Annotated in this window: 8 protein-coding genes and 1 tRNA gene; 4 read left to right on the top strand and 5 right to left on the bottom strand. The window is 64.7% G+C overall.

The features are described 5' to 3' along the window. The first annotated feature begins 53 nt into the window (after nt 1-53). The 4 genes from fixL (at nt 54) to ACTHNR_RS06515 (ending at nt 6,582) form a co-directional block, all read left to right on the top strand. The gene (gene fixL / locus ACTHNR_RS06530) at nt 54-2,573 is read left to right on the top strand and encodes an oxygen sensor histidine kinase FixL (protein WP_440546750.1); all 2,520 of its coding nucleotides are present in this window, start codon (nt 54-56) and stop codon (nt 2,571-2,573) included. Continuing rightward, nucleotides 2,570-3,214 carry an oxygen response regulator transcription factor FixJ gene (gene fixJ, locus ACTHNR_RS06525; protein WP_440546749.1) on the top strand — a complete coding sequence of 215 codons (645 nt, stop codon included), beginning with the start codon at nt 2,570-2,572 and terminating at the stop codon, nt 3,212-3,214. Before fixL ends, fixJ begins: the two co-directional genes overlap by 4 nt. Nucleotides 3,215-3,444: 230 nt before the next feature. Next, nucleotides 3,445-4,302: a bifunctional methylenetetrahydrofolate dehydrogenase/methenyltetrahydrofolate cyclohydrolase FolD gene (folD, locus tag ACTHNR_RS06520; RefSeq protein WP_440546748.1), complete on the top strand. Its 858-nt coding sequence runs from the start codon at nt 3,445-3,447 to the stop codon at nt 4,300-4,302. Between the two features lie 144 nt (nt 4,303-4,446). After that, a complete protein-coding gene (locus ACTHNR_RS06515; protein ID WP_440546747.1) occupies nt 4,447-6,582 on the top strand; it encodes a M3 family metallopeptidase in 2,136 nt (711 codons plus the stop codon). A gap of 27 nt (nt 6,583-6,609) precedes the next feature. On the opposite strand, the gene ACTHNR_RS06510 is transcribed toward ACTHNR_RS06515, so the two are convergent. The 5 genes from ACTHNR_RS06510 to ACTHNR_RS06490 form a co-directional block, all read right to left on the bottom strand. Further along, the gene (locus ACTHNR_RS06510) at nt 6,610-7,896 is read right to left on the bottom strand and encodes an amidohydrolase family protein (protein ID WP_440546746.1); all 1,287 of its coding nucleotides are present in this window, start codon (nt 7,894-7,896) and stop codon (nt 6,610-6,612) included. Between the two features lie 93 nt (nt 7,897-7,989). Then, nucleotides 7,990-9,156 carry a DNA polymerase IV gene (dinB, locus tag ACTHNR_RS06505; protein WP_440546745.1) on the bottom strand — a complete coding sequence of 389 codons (1,167 nt, stop codon included), beginning with the start codon at nt 9,154-9,156 and terminating at the stop codon, nt 7,990-7,992. A gap of 107 nt (nt 9,157-9,263) precedes the next feature. After that, nucleotides 9,264-10,886: a methyl-accepting chemotaxis protein gene (locus ACTHNR_RS06500; RefSeq protein ID WP_440546744.1), complete on the bottom strand. Its 1,623-nt coding sequence runs from the start codon at nt 10,884-10,886 to the stop codon at nt 9,264-9,266. A 523-nt stretch (nt 10,887-11,409) separates the two neighbouring features. Then, nucleotides 11,410-11,486, bottom strand: a tRNA-Met gene (locus ACTHNR_RS06495). Between the two features lie 37 nt (nt 11,487-11,523). Then, nucleotides 11,524-12,318 carry an SDR family NAD(P)-dependent oxidoreductase gene (locus ACTHNR_RS06490; RefSeq protein WP_440546743.1) on the bottom strand — a complete coding sequence of 265 codons (795 nt, stop codon included), beginning with the start codon at nt 12,316-12,318 and terminating at the stop codon, nt 11,524-11,526. Nucleotides 12,319-12,347: the final 29 nt, after the last annotated feature.

Raw genomic sequence — 12,347 nt, 5'->3', positions numbered from 1 at the left:
ACACCCTTGTTTTACGCCAATTGGACCTGGCCCGCTGCGCTACAATTCGAGCCATGTTGACCGATCGGCTTTTCGCACGCTCGGCGCGATCGTCCGGCCCCCGGACCGATTCGGCGCCGTCTCGCTGGCACCACGGACCGTGGTGGTCCAATTCGTATTTGCTCACGCCGCTGCTGTCGATCCTCGTGTTCCTCGTGGTGATGAGCCTCATCCTTTGGAGCTTGAACCGCCGCGAGCAGCAGCAGCAGGAAGACACGCTCTACCGCAACGTGGCTTGGGCGCAGCAACAAATCCGCCTGTCGATGACCGGCGCGCAGGAACAATTGCAAGCACTCGCGCGCGACATCGCGGCGGGTCACTCCGATCAGCACTCGTTCGAGATGTCGACGGCCGACATCATGCAAGGCCACCCCGAGATCCTCTATCTGAACTGGTATACGGCCCAGAAGGTGCCGCGCTGGCCCAATACGCCGCTGCCCCTGGCGGGCCAGCGCTTCGCGCGGTTGACCGACGCCCAGATGGACGAGGCGGTCCAGGCCGCGTTCGCCGACGTGCGCGGCTCGCGGCGCCAGGCCTACTCGCCGCTGATTTACGACGACGTGGGCAACGGCTATCTGACCCTGCAGACGCCGATCTACCGCGACCGCGAATTCCTCGGCTCGATCGCGGCCGTGTTCTCGATCGAGGGCATTCTCAAGCACGACATCCCGCCCGAACTGTCCGCCAAGTACAAGATCTCGATCACCGACGCAAACAACCGCGAGCTGGCGACGACATCGACGCGCCCGCGGCTGCCGCGCGACATCTTCTACGATCTACCGCTCGATCCGCCGGGTCAGGGCGTGACCGTGCGCGTGTACGCGTTCCCGCAGATCACGAACTTCACGAACAACACGCTCGTCTGGCTCGTCGCCGGCCTGTCGTGCTTCGTGCTGTGGAGCCTTTGGAGCCTGTGGAAGCACACGCGCCAGCGCTTCGAGGCACAGCAGGCGCTGTATGCCGAAGCGTTTTTCCGCCGCGCTATGGAAAACTCGGTGCTGATCGGCATGCGCGTGCTCGACATGCACGGCCGGATCACCCACGTGAATCCGGCGTTCTGCCGCATGACGGGTTGGGACGAAAGCGACCTCGTCGGCAAAACGGCGCCGTTCCCGTACTGGCCGCGCGACGCCTACCCGGAAATGCAGCGCCAGCTCGATATGACGCTGCGCGGCAAGGCCCCCTCCTCCGGCTTCGAGTTGCGCGTGCGGCGCAAGGACGGCTCGCTCTTTCATGCGCGGCTGTACGTCTCCCCGCTGATCGACAGCTCCGGGCGTCAAACCGGCTGGATGTCGTCGATGACCGACATCACCGAGCCCAAGCGCGCGCGCGAGGAATTGGCGGCCGCGCACGAGCGCTTCACGACCGTGCTCGAAAGCCTCGATGCGGCCGTCTCGGTGCTGGCCGCCGACGAAGCCGAGCTGCTGTTCGCGAACCGCTATTACCGGCACTTGTTCGGCATCCGTCCCGACGGGCACTTGGAGCTTGCCGGCGGCGGCTTCGACAGCGCCCAGGCGTCGTCCGATTCGATCGACATGGTGGACGCCTACGCCGGCCTGCCCGCCGCCGCGCTCACGGAAAGCACGGCCGACGCCCAGGAAATCTACGTGCAGAGCATCCAAAAGTGGTTCGAGGTGCGCCGTCAGTACATCCAGTGGGTGGACGGCCACTTGGCGCAGATGCAGATCGCCACCGACATCACCACGCGCAAGCAGGCGCAGGAGCTTGCCCGCCAGCAAGAAGAAAAGCTGCACTTCACGAGCCGTTTGATGACGATGGGGGAAATGGCCTCCTCGCTCGCGCACGAACTCAATCAGCCGCTGGCCGCCATCAACAATTACTGCTCGGGCACGGTCGCGCTCGTCAAGGCCGGCCGCACCACGCAGGAAACGCTGTTGCCCGTGCTCGAAAAGACGGCCCAGCAGGCCGTGCGCGCCGGCATGATCATCAAGCGCATCCGCGAATTCGTGAAGCGCAGCGAGCCCAAGCGGCAGGCGGCGCGCGTATCGGACATCGTCGCCGACGCCGTCGGCTTGGCCGAAATCGAGGCCCGCAAGCGCCGCATTCGCATCCTGACCGAAATCCGCTCGCGCCTGCCCGTCATCTACGTCGACCCGGTGCTGATCGAGCAGGTGCTCGTCAATCTGCTCAAAAACGCCGCGGAAGCCATGCACGAGGCTCGCCCGAACGCCGTCGACCCGGTCATTCGCGTGATCGTCCGGCTCGACGCCGGGTTCGTCTGCATCAGCGTCATCGACCAAGGCCCGGGCGTCGACGAAGCTGCGATCGAACGCCTGTTCGAACCGTTTTACAGCACCAAATCGGACGGCATGGGCATGGGGCTCAACATCTGCCGCTCCATTATCGAGTCGCATCGGGGGCGTCTGTGGGTTGTCAACAACGTCGATGCCGACGGGAAGATCACAGGCGCCACGTTTCACTGTAGTCTGCCGATCGGCGCACCCAGCGATCCGGGCCAAGGCGGCACGGTCGAAGCGCCGAGACCACAAACCGTTACCACGGGAGAGCTATGAGCAGCCCAGTCACTAGTCAAGAAACCGTCTTCGTGGTCGACGATGACGAAGCCGTGCGCGATTCGCTGCGCTGGCTTTTGGAAGCGAACGGCTATCGCGTGCAGTGCTTTTCGAGCGCCGAGCAATTCCTCGAAGCGTATCAGCCCGCCCAGCACGCCGGCCAAATCGCTTGCCTCATTCTCGACGTGCGTATGTCGGGCATGAGCGGGCTCGAGCTGCAAGAGCGCCTTATCGCAGAAAACGCCTCGCTGCCGATCATCTTCGTCACGGGTCACGGCGACGTGCCGATGGCCGTGTCGACCATGAAGAAAGGCGCGATGGATTTCATCGAGAAGCCGTTCGACGAAGCCGAACTGCGCAAGCTCGTCGAGCGGATGCTCGACAAGGCGCGCAGCGAAAGCAGCACGGTGCAGCAGCAGCGTGCGGCGGCCGAACGCCTGGGCAAGCTGACCGCGCGCGAGCATCAAGTGCTGGAGCGGATCATCGCGGGCCGCTTGAACAAGCAGATCGCCGACGACCTGGGCATCAGCATCAAGACGGTCGAAGCCCACCGCGCCAACATCATGGAAAAGCTGAACGTCAACACGGTGGCCGATCTGCTGCGCCTCGCGTTGTCGAACAAGCCCGCCAATCAGTCATAACGCCGAGCGCCGGCGCCTGCCGGCCCGCGCGCCTGTCCCCCGCCCGGAGCGCCTCCGCCCGGGCCGGAGCACCGCGTCGCCATTGTCGGCGACGCTATAATTACGCTTTTGTCGCGCGGCGAATCGCCTTACTCGCCGCCACGCCTGTCTGCCTGCCGCGCAACTTGCCTGGCCGGGGCCAGCCGTTCGCGCGACCGCCGTTTTTATCGTTTCAATCTCGACCGACCACCATGACAGCCAAACCGATCGACGGCCTAGCCCTCTCCAAGACCCTTCGCGCCGATGTCGCGGCGCGCGCCGCGCAGCTGACCGCACGCGGCCACCAGCCGGGGCTCGCCGTGGTGCTCGTCGGCGACAACCCGGCCAGCGAAGTGTATGTGCGCAACAAGGTGAAGGCGTGCGAGGACAACGGCATGTACTCCTCGTACGATCGCTACCCCGCCACGCTGTCCGAGGCCGATCTGCTCGCGCGCATCGACGCCTTGAATCGCGACGCGCGCATTCACGGCATTCTCGTGCAACTGCCGCTGCCGCCGCACATCGATAGCCACAAGGTGATCGAAGCGATTGCGCCGGAGAAAGACGTCGACGGTTTTCACGTCGCCAACGCCGGCGCGTTGATGACCGGCAAACCGCTTTTTCGGCCCTGCACTCCCTACGGCGTCATGAAGATGTTCGAGGCGTACGGCATCGAGCTGCAAGGCGCGGAAGCGGTCGTGATCGGCCGCTCGAACATCGTCGGCAAGCCGATGGCGATGATGTTGCTCGAAGCCGGCGCAACGGTCACGATCTGCCATAGCAAGACGCGGGATCTTGCCGCCCACACGCGCCGTGCCGACATCGTCGTGGCTGCGACGGGCCGGCGCAATCTCGTCACGGCCGATATGATCAAGCCCGGCGCGACCGTCATCGACGTCGGCATGAACCGCGACGAGGCAGGTAAGCTCTGCGGCGACGTCGATTTCGCCGGCGTGTCGGCCGTGGCCGGCCACATCACGCCCGTGCCCGGCGGCGTGGGCCCTATGACGATCATGATGCTGCTCGTGAACACGATCGAAGCGGCCGAGCGCCAGGCGGCGCAAGGCTGAACGCGGTCTGCGCGCAAGGGCCGCGGATCTTGAGAACGAAAAGCCGCGCCGCCGATTGGAATCGGCGCGCCGCGCCCCAATAATGAACGTATCGGGCGCCTCGCGCGTCCGCTCTCTCGACACTCGACTGACAGGAACAGCGCTATGGCACCGAATACGTCCGATTCGTCCCTCTCAAACGCTCAGCGCATCCAAGATAACCCGCTGCTCGATTTTTCCGGCTTGCCGCGCTTCGGCCAGATCCAAGCCGAGCACATCACGCCCGCGCTCGACGTCCTGCTCGAGAAAGCGCAAGCGGCGATCGACCATGCCACCGATCCGGCCACGCCCGCGACTTGGGCCGATGTGGTCGAAGCGACGGAGGCCGCCACCGAACCGCTCTCGCGCGCTTGGGGCATCGTCGGCCATTTGAACGCCGTGGCCGATACGCCGGCGCTGCGCGCCGCCTATGGCGAAAACCTGCCGCGCGTCACGGAGTTCTGGTCGAGCGTGGGCCAAAACCTCGCTTTGTTCGAAAAATACAAAGCGATCGTTGCGAGCCCCGCTTACGCCGGCTTGAACGAGGAGCGCAAGAAGATCTTGCAGAACTCGCTGCGCGACTTCCGCCTCTCGGGCGCCGAACTGCCCGAAGATCAAAAGCCGCGCTTCTCCGAATTGCAGGAGCGCCAAGCCGCGCTGGCCAAGGCGTTCTCCGATCACGTGCTCGACGCGACGAACGCCTACGCCTATATCGCCAAGAGCGAAGCCGAACTCGCCGGCCTGCCTGACGATGTCGTGCAAGGCGCGCGCGAGGCGGCGCAAGAGGCCGGCGTCGAAGGCTGGAAATTCACGCTGCACTTCCCGTCGTACTTCCCGGTCATGCAATACGCCGCGCACCGTCCGATGCGCGAAGCCATGTATCGCGCCTACGTCACGCGAGCGTCGGAACTCGGCGCACAATACGGCGGCGGCAAACCCGAATGGGACAATACGGAGAACGTCGCCCAGCTCCTGCAACTGCGCAAGGAAGAGGCGCAGATGCTCGGCTACCGCAACTTCGCCGAAGTGTCGCTCGTCCCGAAGATGGCCGACACGCCCGAGCAGGTCATCGCGTTTCTCGAGGATCTGGCCAAGCGCGCTCGCGCCTACGGCGAAAAAGATTGGCAAGAACTGCGCGAGTTCGCGGCGAGCGAACTCGGCCTCTCGCATCTGGAACCTTGGGACGTGGCGTTCGCGGGCGAGCGTCTGCGCGAGAACCGCTATGCGTTTTCCGAAAACGAGGTCAAGCAGTATTTCCCTGAACAGGCCGTCATCGGAGGGCTGTTCAAGGTGGCGCAAACGCTGTTCGGCGTGAAGATCCGCCAAGACGACGCCGCCGTGTGGCACCCCGACGTGCGCTTTTTCCGCGTCGAAGATGAGGACGGCACGCTGCGCGCGCAGTTCTACCTCGATTTGTACGCTCGCGAAGGCAAGCGAGGCGGAGCGTGGATGGACGATGCGCGCTCGCGCCACAAGCGCAGCGACGGCGGCTTGCAAACGCCGGTCGCCTATCTCACGTGCAACTTCTCGGCGCCCGTGGGCGGCAAGCCCGCGTGCTTCACGCACGACGAAGTCATCACCCTCTTCCATGAATTCGGGCACGGGCTGCATCATATGCTCACGCGCGTGGACGAACTGGGCGTGTCGGGCATCAACGGCGTGGAGTGGGACGCGGTCGAGCTGCCCTCCCAATTCCTCGAGAATTTCTGCTGGGAGTGGGACGTGCTGGCCGATATGTCGTCGCACGTCGACACGGGCGCCAAGCTCCCGCGCGAGCTGTTCGACAAGATGATCGCCGCGAAGAACTTCCAAAGCGGTCTCGCGATGCTGCGCCAGATCGTGTTTTCGATGTACGACATGCTGCTGCATACGAGCTTCGACCCGCAAGGCGCGCAAAGCGCGAACGAACTCGCACGCGAAATCAACGCGCGCTACCACGTGATCGCGCAAGCGAGCTTCTCGCGCTGGCCGAATACGTTCAGCCATATCTTCGCGGGCGGCTACGCGGCGGGCTACTACAGCTACAAGTGGGCCGAGGTGCTGTCGGCCGATGCCTACGCCGCGTTCGAAGATGCCGCGAAGAGCGCACAAGGCAGCGTGCTCGATGTCGAAACCGGCACGCGCTACCGCAAGGAAATCCTCGAAGTGGGCGGCAGCCGCCCGGCGATGGACTCGTTCAAGGCGTTCCGCGGCCGGGCGCCGACGATCGACGCGCTGTTGCGCCACAACGGCATGGCCCAAGCGCCTGCTCAGGCAGGCTGAGTCATCGGCAACGTCAAGCCGCGCCCCTCAACGACGCAGCTTGAAGTCCACCGTGCCCGGACGCCCTTCGAGCGCGAGGGCCGCATGAGGGGCGGGCGTGCGCGCGACGACCTTGCCGCTTCTTACGACGGCCAAGCGCGTCGCTCGCAGCCGAATCGCCTCGATGGGGTCGCGCGCATCCAGCACCACGCAATCGGCCCGGCAGCCCGGCGCAATGCCGTAGCCGTCCAAGCCCAGAATGCGTGCGGCGTTCACCGTTACCGCGTCGAACGCCGCGCGCATCGCTTCCACGCCCGTCATCTGTGCGACGTGCAGCCCCATGTGGGCGACTTCGAGCATGTCGCCCGAGCCGAGGCTGTACCACGGGTCCATCACGCAATCGTGGCCGAACGCCACCGGAATCCCGGCCGCGAGCATCTCCGGCACGCGGGTCATGCCGCGTCGCTTCGGGTACGTATCGGCCCGCCCCTGCAGCGTGATGTTGATCAGCGGATTGGCGATGGCGGCCACGCCCGACTCGCGCATCAACGGCAACAGCTTGCTCACGTAGTAGTTGTCCATCGAATGCATCGACGTCAAGTGCGAGCCGGCCACGCGCCCCGCGAGCCCGAGTCGATGCGCCTCGGCGCACAGCGTTTCGATATGGCGCGACAGCGGATCGTCCGATTCGTCGCAATGCATGTCGACGGGCAGCCCCTTTTCGGCGGCGAATTCGCAGAGCAAGCGAATCGACTCGGCGCCGTCGGCCATCGTTCGCTCGAAATGCGGAATTCCCCCCACGACGTCGACACCTAGCGCGACGGCTCGCTTCAGGTTCTCGAATGCACCGGGCGAACGCAGCAGACCATCCTGCGGAAAAGCGACGAGCTGCAAGTCGAGATACGGGGCAACGCGGCGCTTCACCTCGATGAGCGCCTCGACGGCAAGCAAGCGCGGATCGCAGACATCGACATGCGAGCGGATGGCGAGCAGGCCCCGTGCGACGGCCCAATCGCAATACTGCAGCGCGCGCTCGATCAGCGCCTCTTGGGTAAGATGCGGCTTGAGCTCGCCCCACAGGGCGATGCCTTCGAGCAACGTGCCCGAAGCGTTCACGCGCGGCAAACCGTACGAGAGCGTGGCATCCATATGAAAATGCGCGTCGACGAACGGCGGCGCGACGAGTGAGCCCGCGGCATCGATCTCCTGCGCGCCCACGGCCGCGACATTCGCTTCGACAGCATGGATGCGTCCGCCGTCGATGGCGATGTCGACCGGTGCGTCCCGACCCGCGACGTGATGCGCCAACACGGCGCGGCGAATGATGAGATCCATCGAGGGCTCCTCGAGCGATGGGCCGGCAGGCGCCGCCGGCTAGGGTGATGGGACGAGCACGTCGGCTAAGCCGTTCACTGCCACAGACAGATTCTATCGACCGGCATCGCTTTGCTCATCCTGCTGATCTTGCTCGTCGTCGAACAGCGGAAACTGGCCATGGCTGGCCACATCGTCGCCCTCCTCCAGCCGCACCCCGACGCCGAGCAAACGCACGGGACGGTTGCGGCGGGCGAACCCTTTTTCGAGCAAAGCGAGGAACGTAGGCAGATCGGTCTGCGTGGCAACGCATTCGACCGTCGTGCGCTGAAAATCGGCAAACCGGATCTTGACGTAGAGCTTGCGGATCGCGCTAGCGGCGCCGACGCGCTCGATACGCGAGTCGAGCTGCTCGGCGAGTTGCCGGATTTCGGCCGAGCACTCATCGAGCGTGCGCAGATCGGTCACGTAAGTGGTCTCCACGCTGACCGACTTGCGTTCTTGATCGGGCTCGACGGCGCGATGATCGATGCCCCGCGAAAGATCGTAGAGCCGGCGGCCGAACGCGCCGAAACGCCGATGCAGATCGACGAGGGTCCATTCACGCAGGTCGAGACAGGTTTCGATGCCGAGCTTTTCGAGTTTCCCGGCCGTCACCTTGCCGACCCCGAAGATTTTGCGCACGGGCAACGCCGCGACGAACGCATCGACCTCGTGCGGACGCACGACGAACAACCCGTCGGGCTTCTTCCAATCGGAAGCGATCTTCGCGACGAATTTATTGGGCGCCACCCCGGCCGACACGGTTACTCCGACCGTTTCGCGCACGCGCTCGCGAATCTCGGCCGCCATCAAGGTGGCGCTGCCCTTGCAGCGGGTGGCTTGCGTGACATCGAGGTAAGCCTCGTCGAGCGAAAGCGGTTCGACGATCGGCGTGTAGTCGCGGTAAATGGCCATGATCTGCCGCGATGCGACGCGATACTTCTCCATGGCCGGCGGCATGATCAGCAGCTCGGGGCACTTGCGCATGGCCAGCGCCGAGGACATGGCCGAATGCACGCCGTAGCGGCGCGCCTCGTAGTTGCAAGTGGCGATGACGCCGCGATGCTCGGGGCGGCCGCCGACGGCCAGCGGCCGGCCCCGCAGGCTCGGATCGTCGCGCATTTCGACCGACGCGTAGAAGCAATCGCAATCGCAGTGGACGATCTTGCGCGCGAGCGAGGCCGTCGCGCCGATCGGCGCGGGAACGGAGGGAGAGGGAATCGGTTCGCGCGTGCTCAAAGTGAGCGTTACTGTACAAAAACACAGTGCCCATGACAAGCGGCGCGCGAGACCGGGCAGGCGGTGCGTCAACCCCGCTCGCACCGGCTATTGCCCTAAGGAAGTCGTTATCCGACGATTTCCCATTCGTCGGCGTTGGCGGAGGCCGCCAACGCCCCCACCACCGGCGATACGCGCTCGCTCATCGTCGTCCGGAAGAACGCCACGGCGTCGCTGAGCTGACGCCCCTGCTCGTCGAGCGATTGCGAAGCGGCGGCGGCCTGTTCGACGAGCGCCGCGTTTTGCTGCGTGACGTCGTCCATTTGCGAAACGGCCAAGCCGACTTGTTCGATGCCGCGCCGTTGTTCATCCGAGGCCGCGGCAATCTCGCCCATGATGTCGGTGACGCGGGCGATCGCTCTCGTCACTTCCTCCATCGTGGAGCCGGCCTCGCCTGCCAGCGCCGACCCTTCCGCGACCGTCTGCACCGAAGCGGCGATGAGCTCCTTGATCTCCTTGGCGGCGTTCGACGAACGCTGCGCCAGGCTGCGCACCTCGCTCGCGACGACCGCGAAACCGCGGCCTTGTTCGCCGGCGCGCGCGGCCTCGACCGCGGCGTTCAGCGCGAGGATGTTCGTTTGGAACGCGATGCCTTCGATCATGCCCGTGATATCGGCGATCTTCGTCGAGCGATCGCTGATCTGCATCATCGTGTCGACGACTTGCCCGACCACGCCGCTCCCCTTGCCCGCGACGTCAGACGCATTCGAGGCGAGCATGCTCGCTTGCTGCGCATTTTCGGCATTCATGCGCACCGTCGAGGTCAATTGCTCCATGCTTGCGGCGGTTTCTTGCAGCGAAGAGGCTTGCTGCTCTGTCCGCGACGACAGGTCGAGGTTGCCGGCGGCGATTTGCGCCGTGGCGCTCGACACCGTTTCGCTGCCGGAGCGCACCTTGGCTACGACGCGTCGAAGGTTCGTGCTCATATCGCCCAGCGCGCGAAGCAATTGGCCGGCTTCGTCATGGGTGGTCGCTTGGATCTCGCCGGTCAAGTCGCCTTCGGCTACTCGGCGCGCAAAGGTCACGGCGCGCTCGAGAGGCCGCGTGATCGAACGCGCGGCAAGAATGCCTAGACCCAGCACGCCGACGAGAATGGCGAGCGAGCTGACGATTTCGAGCACGTTGGCGCTATCGATGAGCGCCCGCGCCCGCTCCGCGCCCTGCTTGCCGAGCTCGTTGTTGTACGCGCGGTGCGCTTCGATGGCTGCCTCGGCGTTGGCGATGGTGTTGGCCATCGCGCCCTCGAACAGCGCCTGCGCATCCTGCTTTTTGCCGTCGCGGGAAAGGGCCAGCAACTGATCGCACGTTTTCGCGGACTGGTCGATCGCCGCCCGATCGGCGGCAAGCATGGCGCGATCCTTTTCGTCGGACACCAGCGCATCGTAATGGTCGAACGCGGCGCGCAGCCTCTCGTGCTGAGCCGCGATTTGCTGTTCGAGGCTCTGCATTTTTTGCGGATCGGTCGCTGCAACGTGCCGAGCGGCGAGTAACGTGATGGCGTTGTACGCGTTCAATGCGCCGTCGAGCGCGACAAAGCTCGGCACCGTGTTTTCGGTGCCGTAGCTGGCGGCCTCATAAACGCGCCGCGTCTGATAAATGCCGAATCCAGTGACCGCGAACAATGCCACGGCCGCCACGAGATTCAACATCATCAGCCGCCGGGCGATCTTCAAGTCGTAAAACCACTTCATTGCTGCTTCCTATGCCGATGATCGATCGCACGGCAGCGAAGCCGTACGAGGCGCAAAAAATAGTAGGGTAAGGACGTGTCGCCGAGCACCGTCGGGCGACGGGGTTTACGCACGCATACAAGCGCGTGCGTAGTTACTAAGTTCTCCTAACTGAACCTCGGAGAACCCGCGGCAACGTTTGCGCGCGACATCGAATGGGGACGGACACTCCCAGATGGATGAGGCTTCGCGTGCACGGTGGCCGGGATCGATGCGGACATCGCTCGATGCGAACCACCGCATGCAATATCGGCGCGCGCGCGCCAATGCTTGAGGGTTGACACGCGAAGATCGGGCGAACCGAATGCGCTCGCGTGCGCGGAGCGTAATGAGGGTGCGGTGAGGAAAAAATGCGACAGGAAAACTTCGCGGTTCGCTCGCTGCGCGCATACCTTCGGGCGGTACGCGGTACAGGGGCCCGTGCGGAGCAACAGCAAGCGCCACAAAAGCAAAAACCCGCCACTACAGGACGGGTTTTCGTGTTTGGTTGCGGGGGTAGGATTTGAACCTACGACCTTCGGGTTATGAGCCCGACGAGCTGCCAGACTGCTCCACCCCGCGTCAGAGAAAGCAATTATACGAGAGTTCGTGCGCCACGTCAAACGATGCTGTCGACGACGCCTCCATCGACGCGCAGCGCGGCGCCCGTGGTCGCGGAAGCTTGCGGCGAGCACACGTACACGACGAGGTTCGCGACCTCTTCGACGGTGGCCGGACGCTGCAGGATCGAGCTTGCGCGATGCGCGCGAACGAATTCCACGGCGACCTGATCAACGCTCTTGCCCTCTTTGTCGGCGGTATCGCTGAGCATCGCCCTCACGCCCTCGGACAGGGTCGGACCGGGCAATACGGAGTTCACGGTCACCTGCGTGCCCGCCGCCAGCTTCGCCAAGCCACGCGCGATCGAGAGCTGCGCGGTTTTGGTCATGCCGTAGTGGATCATGTCGGCCGGGATATTGAGCCCCGACTCCGACGAGATGAAAACGACACGTCCCCAGTTGCGATCGAGCATGCCGCGCATGTAGTGACGCGCGAGCCGCACACCGGACATGACATTCGTTTGGAAGAAGCGCTCCCACGTTTCGTCGGAGACGTCGAAGAACGGCTCGGGACCGTAGATGCCGGCATTGTTCACGAGAATGTCGACATCGGGGACAGCTTCGGCGAGCTTGGCCACGCCGGCCGCGGTGGACAGATCGCCGGCGACGCCGCGCACGTCGGCATTCGCCACGGCTTCGCGCAGCGCATCGAGCGATTTGACGACCGACGCCTCGGTGCGGCCGTTGATGACGGTGTGCGCGCCCGCGCGCGCGAGGCCGGCCGCGATGGCGAAGCCGATGCCGGCGGTCGACGCGCTGACGAGCGCGGTTTTGCCTGTTAAGTCGATGTGCATGAAATTCTCCTTGGGGCAGCCAGGGTCAT

Source organism: Trinickia sp., from assembly GCF_051954495.1.
Taxonomy (GTDB): Bacteria; Pseudomonadota; Gammaproteobacteria; order Burkholderiales; family Burkholderiaceae; genus Trinickia.
Note: the sequence above shows the minus strand (reverse complement) of the source record. Positions and strands in the feature narration are given on the sequence as shown.